Annotated in this window: 13 protein-coding genes; 10 read left to right on the forward strand and 3 right to left on the reverse strand. The window is 61.5% G+C overall.

Annotation, left to right across the window (positions count from 1 at the left end):
* Nucleotides 1-55 precede the first annotated feature (55 nt).
* The 8 genes from BUE15_RS00915 (at nucleotide 56) to BUE15_RS00950 (ending at nucleotide 9,719) form a co-directional block, all read left to right on the forward strand.
* Complete coding sequence (locus BUE15_RS00915; RefSeq protein ID WP_073280809.1) at nucleotides 56-2,446, forward strand: TonB-dependent receptor; 2,391 nt, start codon at nucleotides 56-58, stop codon at nucleotides 2,444-2,446.
* Nucleotides 2,447-2,457: 11 nt separating this feature from the next.
* Nucleotides 2,458-3,666 carry a YncE family protein gene (locus BUE15_RS00920; protein ID WP_073280810.1) on the forward strand — a complete coding sequence of 403 codons (1,209 nt, stop codon included), beginning with the start codon at nucleotides 2,458-2,460 and terminating at the stop codon, nucleotides 3,664-3,666.
* 43 nt (nucleotides 3,667-3,709) lie between these two features.
* Entirely contained in the window at nucleotides 3,710-4,279 is a 570-nt protein-coding gene (locus BUE15_RS00925) for a hypothetical protein (RefSeq protein ID WP_073280811.1), read from the forward strand.
* A gap of 180 nt (nucleotides 4,280-4,459) precedes the next feature.
* Nucleotides 4,460-6,907, forward strand: a complete 2,448-nt coding sequence (locus BUE15_RS00930; RefSeq protein WP_073280812.1) for a TonB-dependent receptor — start codon at nucleotides 4,460-4,462, stop codon at nucleotides 6,905-6,907.
* A 115-nt stretch (nucleotides 6,908-7,022) separates the two neighbouring features.
* Entirely contained in the window at nucleotides 7,023-8,270 is a 1,248-nt protein-coding gene (locus BUE15_RS00935; RefSeq protein WP_073280813.1) for an MFS transporter, read from the forward strand.
* Nucleotides 8,271-8,334: 64 nt separating this feature from the next.
* Nucleotides 8,335-8,715, forward strand: a complete 381-nt coding sequence (locus BUE15_RS00940) for a hypothetical protein (protein ID WP_073280814.1) — start codon at nucleotides 8,335-8,337, stop codon at nucleotides 8,713-8,715.
* A gap of 108 nt (nucleotides 8,716-8,823) precedes the next feature.
* Complete coding sequence (locus BUE15_RS00945) at nucleotides 8,824-9,273, forward strand: DUF6526 family protein (protein WP_073280815.1); 450 nt, start codon at nucleotides 8,824-8,826, stop codon at nucleotides 9,271-9,273.
* A 143-nt stretch (nucleotides 9,274-9,416) separates the two neighbouring features.
* Nucleotides 9,417-9,719: a DUF4286 family protein gene (locus BUE15_RS00950; RefSeq protein ID WP_073280816.1), complete on the forward strand. Its 303-nt coding sequence runs from the start codon at nucleotides 9,417-9,419 to the stop codon at nucleotides 9,717-9,719.
* Nucleotides 9,720-9,792: 73 nt separating this feature from the next.
* On the opposite strand, the gene BUE15_RS00955 is transcribed toward BUE15_RS00950, so the two are convergent.
* From BUE15_RS00955 to BUE15_RS00965, 3 genes are all read right to left on the reverse strand, one after another.
* Entirely contained in the window at nucleotides 9,793-10,302 is a 510-nt protein-coding gene (locus BUE15_RS00955; protein WP_073280817.1) for a GNAT family N-acetyltransferase, read from the reverse strand.
* Between the two features lie 128 nt (nucleotides 10,303-10,430).
* Complete coding sequence (locus BUE15_RS00960; protein WP_073280818.1) at nucleotides 10,431-10,652, reverse strand: hypothetical protein; 222 nt, start codon at nucleotides 10,650-10,652, stop codon at nucleotides 10,431-10,433.
* A 63-nt stretch (nucleotides 10,653-10,715) separates the two neighbouring features.
* The gene (locus tag BUE15_RS00965) at nucleotides 10,716-12,896 is read right to left on the reverse strand and encodes a prolyl oligopeptidase family serine peptidase (protein ID WP_073280819.1); all 2,181 of its coding nucleotides are present in this window, start codon (nucleotides 12,894-12,896) and stop codon (nucleotides 10,716-10,718) included.
* 209 nt (nucleotides 12,897-13,105) lie between these two features.
* Between BUE15_RS00965 and BUE15_RS00970 the strand changes: the two genes are divergently transcribed.
* Nucleotides 13,106-15,547 carry a TonB-dependent receptor gene (locus tag BUE15_RS00970; RefSeq protein WP_244535844.1) on the forward strand — a complete coding sequence of 814 codons (2,442 nt, stop codon included), beginning with the start codon at nucleotides 13,106-13,108 and terminating at the stop codon, nucleotides 15,545-15,547.
* Between the two features lie 137 nt (nucleotides 15,548-15,684).
* The gene (locus BUE15_RS00975; RefSeq protein WP_073280821.1) at nucleotides 15,685-16,821 is read left to right on the forward strand and encodes a PepSY-associated TM helix domain-containing protein; all 1,137 of its coding nucleotides are present in this window, start codon (nucleotides 15,685-15,687) and stop codon (nucleotides 16,819-16,821) included.
* The last annotated feature ends 82 nt before the right edge of the window (nucleotides 16,822-16,903 follow it).

Consider the following 16,903-nt stretch of genomic DNA (forward strand, 5'->3'; position numbering starts at 1 on the left):
GTGCTGCAGAAATCATGGCGGCCGGTTTAGTCTCGGCGGCTCTTTCCTGTTTCTTATGCTTTTCCGTGTTCCGGGTGCTCCGGCGGCGGCGTGGCGTTGGCTTGTGGTGCTGTTCCTGCTGGGAGCGGGCCTGCCAACGTGGGCGCAGCCGGTCTGCACCCTGACCGTTAGTGGGCGCGTAGCCGACCACGAGTCGCGGGCAGCTCTGCCCGGCGCGACCATCGTGGTGCTCGAAACGCAGCAAGCCACTCAGTCTGACCTTGATGGGCACTATCATCTGCAGCTGTGCGCGGGTGTATATCATGTGCAGGTCAGCTTCGTGGGCTATGCCCCCGAAACTGCCGAACTGCGCCTGACCAGCTCAGCAGTGCGCGACTTTCGCCTGCATCCGGATGCGGTGCTGTTGCGCGGCGCGGTAGTGCGGGGCGAACGGATGGCCGCGCCCACCACCCAGACTACGGCCACCCTGTCTGGCCAGGAGCTGCAGCAAACCCGCGGGCAGGCGCTGGGCGAAGCCCTGCAACGCGTGAGTGGCGTTACGGCTATTCAGACCGGCCCTGGCATTTTCAAGCCGATGATTCATGGGCTGCACTCCAACCGCGTGACTATTCTCAACAATGAGGTGCGGCAGGAAGGGCAGCAATGGGGTGTAGAGCACGGTCCGGAAATCGACCCGTTCATTGCCTCGCGCCTCACGGTGGTAAAGGGCGCCGCCAGTGTCCGCTACGGCTCCGATGCCATTGGAGGCGTGGTGCTGGTGGAGCCCAAGCCGCTCCGCGACTCGGCAGGAATTGGTGGTGAGTTGAATCTGGTGGGCATGAGCAACAACGGCCTGGGGGCCGTTTCGGGCACGCTGGAAGGCAACCTGCGCAAGCTGCCGGCCCTGAGCTGGCGGGCGCAGGGCACTTTCCGGAAGGCCGGCACCATGCGCGCGCCGGGCTACTACCTGAAAAACTCCGGGTTTGCGGAACACAACGCCGCGGCTTCCGTGGGCTGGCGCAAAGACACCTACGGCATTGAGGTCTTCTACAGCCAGTTCAACAGCCGCATCGGGATTCTGCCGGCTGCTCACGCCGGCAACCAGTCTGATTTGCTGCTGGCCGTGGGCCGGAAACGGCCACTGGAAACCACGGGCTTCAGCTACGCCATCGACCGGGCCTACCAACAGGTGCGCCATGATATAGGCAAGCTCACGGGCTTCGTGCGGACCGGCAATGCCGGACGCCTGCAGCTCACGCTCAGCCAGCAGCTCGATTTCCGCGACGAATATGACAAGTCCCGCCCCCGCAACGACAACCGGGCCGCGGCCGGTCGGCCGGAGTTGAGCTACACCAACCGCACCACCATCGGTGAGTTGCTGTGGGAGCACAAACCCTGGCATCAGTTTACGGGCAGCATCGGGCTGACGGGCACTTACCAGGCCAACCGCTATGCCGATGGAAGCCGGCAGTTCATTCCGTTCTACACCAACCAGATAGCCGGCGCTTTTGTGATTGAGAAATGGCAGCAAGGCCGCTGGCTGCTGGAAGGTGGCCTGCGCCTCGACTACCGCGACCTGGCCGTACGGCGCGGCGACCGGGACTCGACGGGCGTGTTTTTCGTGGAGCGGAGCCGGTTTCGGTACGCCACGCCGGCCGCTTCGCTGGGAGCCACTTTCGACCCGACGACGCACCTCACCCTCAGCCTGACCACCGGCCTGACCCGCCGCGCGCCGGCTGCCAATGAGCGGTTCAGCGACGGAGTGCACAACGGTATGTATGAGCTGGGCAACGACCTGGTGCCCGGCAACGCCCCGCTGACACCCGAAACCGCGCTGAACGTGGGCCTGACGGCCACCTGGCACAACAATCCGCGCTTCAACGGTGAGCTGACGCTGTATCAGAACCGCATTGCCGGCTTTATCTATCAGGTGCCGTTGCTGCCATTGGTGCAAACCATCCGGGGGGCGCACATCAGCTGGCAATACCTGCAGACCGATGCCACGTTCCGGGGACTGGACCTGAGCAGTTCCTACCAGCTGGCCCCGCAGTGGCTACTGGGACTGAAAGGCTCCATGGTGCGCACCCGCGACACCCGCGCCGACGAGTGGCAGATTCTGATGCCCGCTGACCGGGCCGAAGCTACCGTGCGCTACGACTGGCCCGACACCAGAACTGCCAGCCGCTTCCACAGCCGGTATGTGCAGCTGGGCGGCGTGGCCATAGCGCGCCAGACCCGCGTGCCCAACAACTACGAGGCCCGCGACCTGCTGCTCCCGCCGGCCGGCTACGGCCTGCTGAACCTGGAAATGGGCAGCACGCTGCGCTGGGGCAGCCATCCGCTGCAAATCAGCGTGGCAGGCGCCAACCTGCTTAGCCAGCGGTACCGCGACTACCTGAACCGCTACCGCTACTTCACCGACGAAATGGGCCGCAACGTGACGCTGCGCCTACGATTCACCTTTTGATCTTCCGTTTCATGAAAACCTATAGCACTCGTTTTTTCCTCCAGCTGCTCACGCTGACTGTGGCCTCTGCACTTACGGCCTGCGACAAAAATGAAGAAGAGCACAGCAAGCCTGAGAGCGAAAGCACCTACGCCCGCCTGCTCATCACCGATAAAACCAGCAACGTCGTGACTCTGCTGGACCCTGCGCGGAAAGAGCAGTCCACGTTCCAGGCCACGCACGGCGGCAGCGCGGTATACACCTCTGCCACGGGGCGCTGGGCCACGGTGGTCAGCGCGACCAATAACCTGGTGGAGTTTTTCGACACCGGCATCGACCGCCACGACGACCATGTGCACGTGAAAGGCAGCCCGAAATGGGGGCTCACCAAATCAACCGGCCCTACTCCCTCGCATGTGTACGGCTCACATAACAGGATCAGCATTTTCAACGATGGCAATGCCTCTATCAGCCACGTGGAGGAAGGCCAGCTGCACACCGTGGCAGCGCCCGGCACATTCGTGACCGGGGCCGCCCACCACGGCGCCATGATTCTGTTTGATAATGGCAGCTACGCTGTGACGCACAAAAACAACACCGTATCGGGCTCATTGCCGGAGCAGGTGAAGCTGGTAAACACGCAGGGCGCGGTAGTGAGCGCGCCCACCGTTGCCACGCAGGGCATTCATGGCGACGCTGGCGACGGGCAGCAGGCACTGTTCGGCTCGTCGAGCGGGGTGCTGGTGGTGAAGCAAACCGGCGAGCAACGTCTGATTCCATATCCGGCCAGCGCGGGCTCCAACTGGCTGTCGACGATTTACTACGCGAAGAAAGCCCGCACTTTCTTGGGCTCACGCAACAACTACGGCGTCTTCCGCATCGACCCGACGGCCAACACCATCACGCAGATCGGTTCGGCCACGAAGCTAGTGCGCGTGGCGCTGGACGAAGAAGGCGCGAACGTGCTGGTGCTGGACGAAGACGGGTTGCTGAGCGTCTTCGACGCTGCAACGGGTGCGCTCAGAATCAGCCGCTCACTCACAGGTTTGCTCGATGCTAAAATCGCCACGCCCTATCTGGTAGCCAGCCGCCGCTACGTGTATCTCACTAATGCACTTCAAGGCAAAGTGCACATGCTGCGCAAAGACAACCTGGCCGACCACGAAACCTTCCCGGTAGCCGGCGCACCGCTCCGCCTGGCCTTTGTTGGGGCCGATGTTGACAGCGAAGACGGCCACTAAGCCCGCTCCCACTCTTATGTTTTACCCCTTTTCCTGCTTACCCATGACAAACTCCCTGTTTACCAGATCTGTACTGGCCCTGTTGGTGGGCGCCCCGCTGTTCTCGGCCTGCAAAGACGACAACGAAGACCCCAAACCCGATGCGGATAATGAGCAGATTACAACTGTCACCTATACCCTGACGCCGCAGGGCGGGGGCACGCCCGTTTCCATCCAGTACCGCGACCCGGACGGCGACGGAGGCACGGCCGGCACCATCACGCCGGCCACGCTCACGCTGGCTCCCAACACCACCTATACCGGCACTCTCAAGCTGGAGGACGAAACCAAAACGCCAGCTGAGAACATCACGGCCGAAATTCTGGCTGAGAGCGACGAGCATGTGTTCGTCTTCGCCCCCACGGGCGTCAACCTGACCATAACGGCTACCGATAAGGACAGGAACAACCTCCCGATTGGGCTGGCCTCGCAGGCTGTAACGGGCGCGGCCAACGCCACCGGCACTACTGGCAACCTGAAAATAACGCTGCGCCACCAGCCCGGCACCAAAGACGGTACTGCCACGCCCGGCGACACCGACGTGGAAGTGACGTTCCCCACCGCCGTCCGCTAATTGCATTTGAGTGAGTTGGGAAGGGCGGTCTGCAAACGGCTCTTCCCCTGTTCTCCCTGTTGGCTGTGGAGAATTCCTGGGAAGGCACCGGCCGCTGGCCGGTGTTTTCTTTCGTTTCGGCCCTTCATGCAGCCTTTTCGCCTTACCTGCCGTTTATCGGCTTCCGCGCACTTCGCCTTTATGTCCCGATTACTTTTTTCTGCCGGTGTACTGCTGATGGCCGGTAGCGCCCTGGCCCAACCTACGCCCGCTACCCCGGCCCGCCCGCTGCGCACTGCTCCTGCCACAGCGCCGGTAATGGGCCGCGTCACGGATGCCGCCACCGGAGGAGCTTTGCCGGGTGCTACCATCGTCTTCCCCGACCTGCGGCAGGCCAGCACAACCGATGCCGACGGCACTTTCCGCTTCGCCAATCTGCCGAGTGGGCGCTTTCTGATGCAGGTGCGGTTTCTGGGCTATACCACGGTGGTGCGCACCGTAGATACCGGCGCGGGCCAGCCGCTGGAAGTAGCCCTGACGCCGGCCGCCACCGAAATTGGGCAGGTGGTCGTCACGGGGGTATCGGCCAGTACGGAAATGCGCCGCTCGCCCATCCCGACCAGCGTAGTGGACCAGACGCGGCTGCGCCAGGCTGCCGCCACCAACGCCGTAGATGCCATTGCGCACACGCCCGGCCTCAACCAGATTACGACGGGCGCGGCCATCAGCAAGCCCGTTATCCGGGGGCTGGGTGCCAACCGCGTTATCACGCTGAACAACGGCGCGAAGCAGGAAGGCCAGCAGTGGGGCGACGAGCACGGCATCGAAATCGACGAGTACAGCATCGACCGGGCCGAAATCATCAAGGGCCCCGGCTCTCTGCTGTATGGCTCCGACGGGCTGGCCGGCGTCATCAATTTCCTGCCGGCCGAGCCGGTGGAAGACGGGCGCATCATTGGCTCAGTGGCCGCTAACTACCAGACCAACAACTACCAGCAGGGCTACTCGGTGATGAATGCCGGCAACCTCAACGGCTTCAACTGGCTGGTGCGCGGCTCGGGCAAAGTGGCCGCCGACTACCGCAACCGCTACGACGGGCGCGTGTACAACTCCGGTTTCCGGGAGCTAAACGGCAGCGGCTACGTAGGCCTCAACAAGAACTGGGGCTATACCCACCTCACCTTCAACAGCTTCAACCAGACGCTGGGCCTGATTGAGGGCGAGCGGGACTCGGTATCCGGCAGGTTCGTGCGAACCACCCGCCAGGGCGACGAGGAGCTGGTGCACGGCAGCGGCTTCTCCGGCTACGGCCTCGATGTGCCCCGGCAGCAAATCAACCACCTGCGCCTCGGCCTCGACAACAATCTGGTGCTGGGCCGGCACCGCCTCACCCTGAACGTAGGCTGGCAGCAGAACCTGCGCCGGGAGTTCGGCAACCCGCTGGACTACGATGAAAAGTCGCTGTTCTTTCAGCTGCACACCGTCGATTATGCGCTGCGCTGGTTTCTGCCCGAGCTGAACGGCTGGCACACCACGGCCGGGGTAAGCGGCATGCAGCAGCAAAACCGCAACAAAGGCGTCGAGTTTCTGATACCAGCGTACCGGCTGCTGGATGGCGGCGTGTTCGCCGTCACGAAGAAAAGCTTCGGCAAGCTGGACCTGAGCGGCGGGTTGCGCTACGATATTCGCCGCATCAACGCCGACGCGCTGTACCTGGACGGCGATGAGCTGCCCGTGCCGGCTGGTTTCGGCGAGGAAAAGTTTCCGGGCTTCAAAAGCACGTTCCGGAGCGTGAGCGGCAGCGCGGGCGGGGCCTACAACATCAGCGAAAAGTGGCTGGTGAAAGCCAACGTGGCTCGTGGCTTCCGCGCGCCCAACATTGCCGAGCTGGGCTCGAACGGTGTGCACGAAGGCACCACCCGCTACGAGCTGGGCGAACCGGCGCTGAAGCCTGAAACCAGCTTTCAGCTGGACGGCGGCGTGGCCTTCACGTCGGAGCACGTGGGGCTCACGGTGGATGTGTTCCGCAACCGCATCAGTAACTACATTTTTCCCCGCCGTATTGCCGCCGCCAACGGCTCCGACTCGCTCAGCACCGACGGGGACCGGGTATTCCGCTACGGGCAGGGCGATGCGCGACTGGCCGGCGGCGAAGTCAGCCTGGACCTGCACCCCCACCCGCTCGACTGGCTGCACTTCGAAAACTCGTTTTCGATGGTGCGCGCCATCGAGTTTGATCAGCCGGAAGGCCAGCAACACCTGCCCTTCATTCCCGCCGACCGGCTGCAGTCGGAGCTGCGGGTGAACTTCCGGAAAGTGGGCCGCTCCCGGCTGCACAACCTGTATGCGCGGGCTACAGTGGAGCACAACTTCGCGCAGAACCGCATCTTCTCTGCTTTCGACACTGAAACCCGCACGCCGGGCTACACGCTGGTAAACGCGGGCGTCGGAACCGATGTGGTGAGCCGCAAGGACAGAACGTTGTTTTCGGTGTATCTGGCGGCCAGCAACCTGTTCGATGTAGCCTACCAGAACCACCTGAGCCGCCTGAAATACACGGCCCTCAACTATGCTGCCGGCCGGGCGGGCGTGTTCAATATGGGCCGCAGCCTGAGCGTGAAGCTGGTAGTACCGCTCAGCTTTAAATAAGCCGCGCAGGTGGAGCGTGGCGGCGCTTCCGGGTAGTGCAGCAGCTTCGGGCAGCCGGCGCACGACGTGTTGAAAATTTGCGTAATCTGCGCCTGTCAATTCACTTCTGCCCTGTATGCCCTCTACGCCCACCGTTTCTGCTCCCAAAACCACCGGCCTGCTGAGCGCCATTGTGGTGGTAGCGGCCCTCGGCTACTTCGTCGATATCTACGACCTGATTCTGTTCAGCATTGTGCGGGTGCAGAGCCTCAAAGACCTGGGCATCACGGCGCCGGAAGCCATTACCAACCAGGGCCTTTACCTCATCAACATGCAGATGGGCGGCATGCTGCTGGGCGGTATTCTGTGGGGAATTCTGGGCGACAAGCGCGGCCGGCTGTCGGTGCTGTTCGGCTCCATCCTGATTTACTCGCTGGCGAATCTGGCCAACGGCTTCGTGCAGACCATTGAGCAGTATGCCTGGCTACGCCTGATTGCCGGTATCGGGCTGGCCGGGGAGCTGGGCGCCGGCATTACGCTGGTGGCCGAAACGCTGCCCAAGGAAAAGCGCGGCTACGGCACCATGATAGTAGCCACCGTGGGCGTGAGCGGCGCTATGCTGGCCTACTGGGTGGGCGAGATACTGGGTTGGCGCAATGCCTACTTTGTGGGCGGCGGCCTGGGGCTGGCGCTGCTGGCGCTGCGCGTAGGCGTGTACGAGTCGGGGCTGTTTGAGCAGGCGAAGAAAAGCGAGGTGGAGCGCGGCAACTTCCTGACGCTGTTCACCAACCGGGCGCGGCTGGCCCGCTACACCAAGTGCCTGCTGATTGGGGTGCCGCTCTGGTTTGTGGTGGGCATTCTGATTACGCTTGCGCCCGAGTTCAGTGAAGCCCTGAACATTACCGGCCCGGTTACGGCCGGGCTGGCCGTGTTCTGGTGCTACTTCGGGCTGGTATTCGGCGACTTTGCCAGTGGTACGCTCAGCCAGTTGCTGCGTAGCCGCAACCGGGCGCTGCAGCTGTTTCTGGTGTTTTGCGGGCTGCTGGTGGCTGTTTATCTGTTTGCCATGCGCGGCGTGTCGCCCACGGTTTTCTACGCCGTGTGCTTTGTACTGGGCATTTCGGTGGGCTTCTGGGCGCTGTTCGTGACCGTGGCGGCCGAGCAGTTTGGCACCAACCTGCGGGCTACCGTGGCTACTACCGCGCCCAACTTTGCCCGCGGCTCCGTTATTCTGCTGGTGCCGCTGTTTCAGGCGATGCGCGGCCCGCTCGGGCTTATCGGCAGTGCGGCCGTGCTGGGCGCGGTGTCGTTGCTGATTGCCTTCTGGGCGGTGAGTGCGCTGCCGGAAAGCTTCGGCAAAGACCTCGACTATAGCGAAGAATAAACTCAACCTGAGCAACATAGTAGCGTATGAGTATCTGAAAGCTCTGTGGCTTTCAACTCGCTCTATGAAACAGTTGCTTACCTCATTCGCCGTGGCCGCCCTCCTGCTGAGCGGCCGCCACGCGCAGGCCCAGACTCCCGTCGACTCGACGCAGATGCGGCTGCAGATGCAACAGCAGCGCGCCCTCGATGCCAAAGCGGCTCTGGACGCGCAACGGCAGCAGGCCGCGGCGTCCCGCAGCAGCGTCAGTACCAGCAAAGAGCAGATCCGGCAGCAGCGGGAAGCCATGCGCGAGCAGCAGCGCCAGATGAAAGAACAGAAACTGGAGCTGAAGCGCCAGCAGGCTGCAGCCAAAGAAGCCAGCCGCCAGGAAAGTGCCGCAAAAAATGTCCTACGCGAAGAAAAGCGCAAAGCCCGTGAGGCCAGAAAGGCCAGCAAAAGCTAGGGCCCGTCCTCACCCGCAACTGTCACTCGCATCAAAACTCCGGCCTTGTACCGGAGTTTTGGCGTTATAGCACTTTCGATTTCTCACTCCAACCCTTCCCTCTACCCTATGCCCGAGCAACCAACCAAAAACAAGCCCATGTATTATCCCTGGCACCACTTCGTGCTGCTGCCGGCGGCTTTCATTGTGGCGCTCTACAGCATCCGGCGCTACCTGGCCGTGTCCGGCGACGACTCCGAAGATTCGCGGCTGTGGTTTACGGCTATGCTGCTGGCCGTGGTGGGCCTGGGCGTGCTCATCATGCTGCGCCAGCATTATGCTTTGAAGCTCCAGGACCGGCTTATTCGGCTGGAGATGCGCCAGCGCTACTTCGAGCTGACCGGCCAGAGCCTGCGTCCGCTGGAGGCACAGCTGCAGCTGAGCCAGATTCTGGCGCTCCGCTTCGCCGGCGACGCCGAGCTGGCTGACCTGACACAGGCCGCCATCCGCGAAAAACTGTCATCGAAAGACATTCAGGCTCGCATCCAGGACTTTCAGTTCGACCACCTGCGGGTGTGACGTAGCGGAAACAGCGGTGGGCTGCGGAGCGAGTATGGCCGGATTTGCGAACTTTGTGGCGCTCATCTGCCTTTTGAGGCTTCCTGCCACTTACCTCTCTGAGCTCGGCGCCTGTACGTGCTGGCTTGCTTTTTTGCTTTCCTATGATTCTCTACAACGTCACGACCAGCCTCGACCCGGAAATTGCCGACCAGTGGGTGGCCTACATGCGCGATACCCACATGCCGGAAGTAATGGCTACCGGCTTTTTCCTGAAAAGCCAGCTTTGCCGCCTCCTCAATGAGGAAGACGATGGTATTACGTACGCCGCCCAGTACTACTGCGTGAGCCTGGAGCAGCTGGAAGAATACCAGGAGCTGGCGGCCCCTGCCCTGCGCACCGAAATTGAAAAGCAATTCGGGGGCCGTTACGCCTCCTTCCGCACCATGCTGGAGGTGGTTGGCTAAACCCGATTTTGCGTTCTACAACACAGAAGGCCGCTCCTGACAGAGCGGCCTTCTGTGTTGTAGTGCAGTGGCGCTATCCGGCGGAGCGCACCAACTGCTCAATAGCAGGGTCGCAGGAGTAGGCCTGGAGCTGCTCGCTGTTGAGGTTGCCGTTGTGCCATTCGGGGTCGAGGTTGGCGCCAATCTTTTTGTAGAAGCCGATGGCGGGCTCGTTCCATTCCAGCACCTGCCACTTCATGCGGTGGGCACCGGTATGGCGGGCCTCGGCCACCACGGCATCAAACAGGCGGCGGCCCAGACCGGTGCCGCGCAGCGCCTCCGTCACCACCAGGTCTTCGAGGTAGAGCATGCGGCCTTTCCAGGTAGAATAGGCGGTGTAGTAAAGCGCAATGCCTACAATAGTACCGTCGGCGGGCTGCTCGGCCACAAAAAACCGGAAGATAGGGTCCGGCCCGAATCCGTCGCGCTGCATGTCGGCCAGCGTGTTCGTGACTTCGTGGGGCGCCTTTTCGTATTCAGCCAGCTCCTGAATCAGGGCCAGCACCTGGGGCAAATCGGCCTCACGGCCACGGCGAATAAGCATAACGGGCATCAGTTAGCAGTGCGCGAAGAAAGTACGAAGTGCCGGTTTCCATTATGAACCGGCTGAAAAGAAGAATGAGCAACAACCATGGGGTCGTTGCTCATTTTCAGGCGATGTTCCTGCCGAAGCTACATGACGGGCTGCATCTTCTTGATGTCCTCGGTAGCATTCACCGCGTTGATTTCGCGGGTGGCGGGGTCTACTTTGCCGCCAGTAGTGTCGGCCGGAGCGAGATATTCGAGCGGCTTCACGGCCACGTCTTCATCCGTTTTATGGTCGGGGTTGCTGCAGGAGGTAGCAGACAGCATCAGCGAAGCGGCCAGCAGACCGAACAGGAACGTTTTTTTCATATCTGAAAGCAAAAAGCCAGAGGCAATTACGGGAGTTGCGGCCGCGAAGATACGAAGCCGGGTTTACTTCTTATACGGGTTTACACCCATGTTGTAGAACGCAAACGACCAGACATCGGCCCACTCTTCAATCTGGAGCTTGGTGCTTTTGCCCGCGCCGTGGCCGGCATTCACGTCTACCCGGATCAGTTGCGGGCGAGGTCCGCCGTTGGCAGCCTGCAGGGCGGCGGCATATTTGAAGGAGTGTGCCGGCACTACCCGGTCGTCGTGGTCGGCGGTGGTAATCATGGTGGCGGGGTAGGCAGTGCCCGCCTTCAGGTTGTGCAGCGGCGAAAACCGGTACAGGTTCTGGAACTGCGCGTAGTTGTCGGAGGTGCCGTATTCCGGGGCCCAGTTCCAGCCGATGGTGAACTTCTGGTAGCGCAGCATGTCCATCACGCCCACGGCCGGGAAAGCCACCTGGCACAGGTCGGGGCGCTGGGTCATGGTAGCGCCCACGAGCAGGCCACCATTGGAACCGCCCGCAATGGCCAGCTTTTCGGTGCTGGTGTAGCCCTGCACTTTCAGGTAGTCAGCGGCCGCAATAAAGTCGTCGAACACGTTCTGCTTGTTGGGCGTCATGCCAGCCTGGTGCCAGGCCTCGCCGTACTCGCCGCCGCCGCGCAGGTTCGGGATGGCCAGAATGCCCCCGTTTTCCAGCCACAGCATCCGGGCTACCGAGAAGCTGGGCGTGAGCGAGATATTGAACCCGCCGTAGGCATAGAGGTAGGTTGGGTTCTGGCCGTTGAGCTTCACGCCTTTCTTGTGCGTGATAAACATCGGAATCTTCATGCCATCCTTGCTGGTGTAGAACACCTGCGTGGTCAGGTAGTCTTCGGGTTTCACCTCTACTTTCGGGGCCCGGAACACCGTGCTGGTGTTGGAGGCCAGGTCGTACTTGTAGATGGTGGTGGGATACGTGAAGGACGTGAAGGCGTAGTACACCGACCTGGAGTCGCGGCGGCCACCGAAGCCGCTGGCCGTACCAATGGCGGGCAGGGCTACATCGTGCTTGAACTCGCCCTTCTCAGTATATACCTTGATGTTGCTGCTGGCATCTTTCAGGTACGAGGCCACCAGGTAGCCGCCTACGTGGTCGATGCCTTCCAGCTTCTCCTCGGTCTGGGGCAGTACTTCCTTCCAGTTGGCTTCCTGCGGCTTTTTCGGGTCGATGAGCACCACGCGGTAGCGCGGGGCCTTGTAGTTGGTGAGCACCAGCAGCTGGTCGCCGATATTGCCTACCAGCGAGTTGTTGTGCTCGTAGCTGCTCATAATCGTGGTGAAGCTGTTGGCTTGCTTGGCGTCGGTCAGGTCGCGCACCAGCAGGCGGTTGCCATCGGCTTTGCCATCGGTGAGGTAGAGCGCCAGAAACCGCTCGTCTTCGGTGGTGCCCACGGTGCGGAAGCCCAGTGCCATTTTGGGGTCTTCGTACACCAGCTTGTCGGTGCTCTGGGGCTTGCCAAGCTGGTGATAATAGACTTTGTGGTACTCGTTTTTGCCGGAAAGCTGGTTTTCGCCGGCTTTCGGCGCGTCGTAGCGGCTATAGAAGAAGCCATCCTTGTACCACGCCGCCCCCGATACCTTCACCCACTGCAGCTCATCGGCGAGCGGCTGGCGGGTTTTCAGATCCAGCACTTTCAGCTTCTGCCAGTCGGAGCCGCCGCCGCTGGTAGCGTAGGCCATGTAGCGGTGGTCGTTGGAGAAGTAGGTGCCGGCCAGGGCGGTAGTGCCATCCGCCGAGAACTTGTTGGGGTCGAGCAGTACATCGGGCTGGCCCTGCTGGCCGTCCTGCTGGGTGTAGAGCACGGCCTGGTTCTGCAGTCCGTCGTTTTTGGAGAAGTACAGCTGGCCGGCTTCCTCCTGCGGAATCCCGAACCGCTCGTAGTTCCACATCTTGGTAAGCCGCTCCCGGATACGGTCGCGGAACGGAATCTGCTGCAGGTAGCCGAAGGTGACTTTGTTTTCGGCCTCTACCCAGGCTTTGGTTTCCGGCGAGTCCAGGTCTTCCAGCCAGCGGTATGGATCGGCGACGGAGGTGCCGAAGTAGTCGTCCTTATGGTCGATTTTCTTGGTGTCGGGGTACTGCACAGGAATAGAAGGAGAAGAAGCACTGCCTGATGTAACCCTAACAGCCTGGCCGGTTTGCGTGGAGCGGCAGGCCGATAGCGCCGTCAGAATCAGGAGAGGAATAGCAGCTTTTTGCATGTGGAAGAAATAAGCGGGCGAGAGGCCGAATATAAAGCAGGATTCCGGCAACTGAACTCCCGCCCCACGAAACCCCGGCGCTGCCGCGCCCAGGCGCAAGCAAGATGTATTTTATTAAGAATTTGTCTAAACAAAAATTAGCACGTTCCTTTGCGCTGTTTAGAAACGATCCAAATAGCAAAATCATGCAGCATCTTCGACTCCTGGGAATGGCCACTACCCTGCTGGGGTATACCCTAAGTGCCCAGGCGCAACAGGCTTCGGCCATCCGTGGCCGGGTAACCACTTCCGACGGAACCCCTGCCGAGGCCGTAACGGTTGGCCTGAAAGGCCGCGGCCAAGGCACCATCACCAACAGCCGGGGCGAGTATGTGCTGGAGCGGGTGCGGCCGGGCGAGTACACGCTGGTGGTATCGGCCATTGGCCTGAAGGGCGAGGAGAAAACCATTACAGTAGTGGCGGGCCAGAGCAGCACGGTAGACTTTTCGCTGGCTGAAAACGCGGAGCGCCTGAAGGAAGTAGTGGTGAGCGGCAACCGCACCAACAAGTTCAACCGCCCGACCAGCGTGGACGTGAACAAGATGCCGCTCAACAACCTCGAAAACCCGCAGGTGTACGCCACGGTAGGCAAGGAGCTGCTGACCGAGCAACTGGTATTCACGGTGGAGGATGCGACCCGCAACACGCCGGGCCTCCAGAAAATGTGGGATGCCACCGGCCGCGGCGGCGACGGCGGCGCCTTCTATGCCTCGCGGGGGTTTGTGCTGCAGAGCCAGCTGCGCAACGGCGTGGCCGGCAACGTCACCGGCGACATTGATGCGGTGAATCTGGAGAAGCTGGAGCTGATCAAAGGCCCCTCGGCCACGCTGTTTGGCTCGGCGCTGACCTCGTACGGTGGCCTGATGAACCGCGTGACGAAGAAGCCAACCGATACGTTTGGGGGCGAAGTCAGCGTGGCGGCCGGCTCCTATGGCTTCCACCGCGTGAGTGCCGACGTGAACCTGGTGGACAGCAACACGCCCGCCGACCAGCCCAAAACGCTGGGCATCCGCCTGAATACGGCCTATACCTACGAAGACAACTTCCAGAGCAAGGGCTACGCCGGCTTCAACAAGAACCTGGCCGTGGCCCCCAGCCTGCAGTGGCGCCCCAATGACCGGCTGACCGTGAACCTCGACGCCGAGATTTACAAAGGCTCGGGCGTGGGCAAGCAGATGATCTTCTTCTACTACCCGTCGGCGGCGCTGGGCTTCGACCGGGCCGACAAAGCGCCGCTGGACTACCGGCAGTCGTACATGGGGCCGGGCCTGACGCAGGACTCGCGCAGCACCAACCTGTTTGGGCAGGTGCAGTACCGCATTTCGCCCAGCTTCACGGCCACCACTTACCTCACGTCCAGCCATAGCTACTCCAACGGCTTCGGGCCCTATTTCTACCTGCTGCCCGGCCCGGCCGGCGCGGCTTCCGACACGCTCGTGCGCTCCGACCAATCGACGGGCAACAGCCGCCGCCTGCTCATGCAAGCCCAGCAACACTTCAACGGGGACTTCCAGATTGGTTCGTTGCGCAACCGCGTAGTGCTGGGCCTGGATTTCCTGCGCATCGACTCCGACGTGAATTTCCTCGGCGGCGACTTCGACAAGGTGCTGCTGAACCAGCCGAACGACGCGTATCGCAGCTTCAACGGCCCCGCGGTAGCCGCGAAATACGCCCGTAGCGGCAGCGGCAGCTACCTCGTCACCACGAAATCGAACACGTACAGCGCCTTCGTGTCGGACGTGCTCAACCTGACCGAGCAGCTGAGCATACTGGCCGCCCTGCGTCTCGACCATTTCGAAAACAAAGGCGGCCTTTACTACGGCCCCAACACGGCCTACTCACAGACTGCGCTGTCGCCCAAGTTTGGCGTGGTGTTTCAGCCAGTGAAAGACCGGGTTTCCATCTTCGGCAGCTACCAGAACAGCTTTAAAAACCCCACCGACGGCAGCTACATCGACGTGAACCGGCAGCAGCGCACGGCCAAAGTGGAGCAGGCGAACCAGTGGGAAGGCGGCGTGAAGCTGGATGCGGCCGGCGGCCGGATCAGCGCCACGCTGAGCTACTACGACGTGCAGGTGAAGGACCTGCTGCGCTCCACGCCGGTGCCGAACACCAACCCGGCCTCTGAGCCCAGCAACGCCATTCCGAACGCCCAAACCCAGAACGGCACGCAGCTGAGCCGGGGCACCGAGCTGAACCTGACGGCCAACCCCATAGCGGGCCTGAACGTGGTAGCCGGCTTTGCCTACAACCACTCGGAGTGGAAAAACTCCAGCGAGATTGAAAACGGCCGCCGCCCTAACACGGCCTCCTCGCCCTACCTGGCCAACGCCTGGGTGAGCTACCGCCAGCCGGCCGGCGCCCTGAAGGGCTTAGGCGCTGGTTTCGGGGGCAACTACGCCAGTGAAAACCGCATTCAGAACACCAGCCTGAACGTATTTACGCTGCCCAGCTACACCGTGCTGAACGCCTCCATCTTCTATGACCAGCCCAAATACCGCATTTCGGCCAAGATAGATAACCTTACCGACCAGCAGTACTGGATCGGCTATACCACCATGAACCCGCAGAAGCTGCGCAGCATCATCGGCAGCCTGGCCTACAAGTTCTAGACATTTCTGACTGTCTGTTATTCTGAGCTGGTACAGGGCCTTCCATTGGTCGAACACCTATCGAATTATCGATTTGGACCAACGGGAGAAGGTTCTTCGCCAACTCAGGATGCCAGAGCAGTTTTTCCGCTTTCGCTATGAGCAAGTTCAGGAAAGCCGTTGGTAAAGTGCATCTGTGGCTGGGGCTGGCCTCCGGGCTGGTGGTCTTTATCGTGAGCCTGACGGGCGCCATCTTCGTGTTTCAGGACGACATCCGGGACCTGACCGAGCCGTGGCGCAAGGTAGAAGCGCAGACTACGGCGCCGGTGCTGCCCTCGCAGCTGCAGGCCGCCGCGCTGGCCGCGCATCCCGGCGTGAAGGCCGAAACCTCCTGGGTGACGTATTTCGGGCCCGCCCGCTCGGCTACCGTGTTCTTTCTGGATGAGGCCGGCCTGCCGATTCAGGTGTACCTGAATCCGTACACGGGCCGGGTGTTGCACGAGCAAAACCTGCGCACGCACTTCTTCACCATCATCCAGGAAATCCATATGCACCTGCTGCTGCCCGAGGCTGTAGCGAAATGGGTTATCGGCATCAGCATCTCCATCTTTGTAGTGATGTTGCTGACGGGCCTGGTGCTATGGTGGCCCAAGCGCAAGCAGGAGCGGAAACAGCGCTTTACCATCAAGTGGGGAGCCCGCTGGCGCCGTATCAACTACGATTTGCACAACGTGCTGGGCTTCTACATAGCCAGCATCGGGCTGGTGCTGGCCTTATCGGGGCTGTTCATGATTTACCCCTGGATGCTGGAGTCCATTGTGTATGTGGTGGATGGCAAGCCGGCGCCTCAGGAAATCATGCAAACCAAGCTCGACCCGCTCCAACCCGCCACGGCTACCGCGCAGCCCCTACCCGATATAGTGTACCGTACCGTACGCCGCCTGTCGCCCACCAACGAAATGATTCTGCTGGGCCCTACCGGCACGGGCAAAGACCCCGCGTTTTGCTGGACGTACCAGAAAGCCTTGCATTACTATCACCGCGACGAGTACGCCTTTCACCCCGTTTCGGGCCAACTGCTGGAGTCGCGCTTCCACGCCACCAAAAGCGCCGGCGTCAGGTTCTCCGACATGAACTACGACCTGCACGTCGGCCAGATTCTGGGGTTTGGGGGCAAGATAGTGGCCTTCCTGGGGAGCCTGATTTGCGCCAGCCTGCCCGTGACGGGCACTATAGTCTGGTGGGGCCGGCGCAACAAAGCCAGGAAAAAGAAGCCCAGGCTGCAGACGGTGTAATTCTGATTCAGCCGGACTTTTTAGGTATACATCAGGCCGTCATGCTGAGCTTGTCGAAGCATCTCTACCGTTAGTAACTCAC

Origin of the sequence: Hymenobacter psychrotolerans DSM 18569 (assembly GCF_900142395.1) — a bacterium.
GTDB classification, from domain to species: Bacteria; Bacteroidota; Bacteroidia; order Cytophagales; family Hymenobacteraceae; genus Hymenobacter; species Hymenobacter psychrotolerans.

Coding starts and splice junctions, on each gene's coding strand:
- BUE15_RS00915 (WP_073280809.1), top strand. CDS start 56: ATGCTTTTCCGTGTTCCGGGTGCTCCGGCGGCGGCGTGGCGTTGGCTT.
- BUE15_RS00920 (WP_073280810.1), top strand. CDS start 2,458: ATGAAAACCTATAGCACTCGTTTTTTCCTCCAGCTGCTCACGCTGACT.
- BUE15_RS00925 (WP_073280811.1), top strand. CDS start 3,710: ATGACAAACTCCCTGTTTACCAGATCTGTACTGGCCCTGTTGGTGGGC.
- BUE15_RS00930 (WP_073280812.1), top strand. CDS start 4,460: ATGTCCCGATTACTTTTTTCTGCCGGTGTACTGCTGATGGCCGGTAGC.
- BUE15_RS00935 (WP_073280813.1), top strand. CDS start 7,023: ATGCCCTCTACGCCCACCGTTTCTGCTCCCAAAACCACCGGCCTGCTG.
- BUE15_RS00940 (WP_073280814.1), top strand. CDS start 8,335: ATGAAACAGTTGCTTACCTCATTCGCCGTGGCCGCCCTCCTGCTGAGC.
- BUE15_RS00945 (WP_073280815.1), top strand. CDS start 8,824: ATGCCCGAGCAACCAACCAAAAACAAGCCCATGTATTATCCCTGGCAC.
- BUE15_RS00950 (WP_073280816.1), top strand. CDS start 9,417: ATGATTCTCTACAACGTCACGACCAGCCTCGACCCGGAAATTGCCGAC.
- BUE15_RS00955 (WP_073280817.1), bottom strand. CDS start 10,302: ATGCTTATTCGCCGTGGCCGTGAGGCCGATTTGCCCCAGGTGCTGGCC.
- BUE15_RS00960 (WP_073280818.1), bottom strand. CDS start 10,652: ATGAAAAAAACGTTCCTGTTCGGTCTGCTGGCCGCTTCGCTGATGCTG.
- BUE15_RS00965 (WP_073280819.1), bottom strand. CDS start 12,896: ATGCAAAAAGCTGCTATTCCTCTCCTGATTCTGACGGCGCTATCGGCC.
- BUE15_RS00970 (WP_244535844.1), top strand. CDS start 13,106: ATGGCCACTACCCTGCTGGGGTATACCCTAAGTGCCCAGGCGCAACAG.
- BUE15_RS00975 (WP_073280821.1), top strand. CDS start 15,685: ATGAGCAAGTTCAGGAAAGCCGTTGGTAAAGTGCATCTGTGGCTGGGG.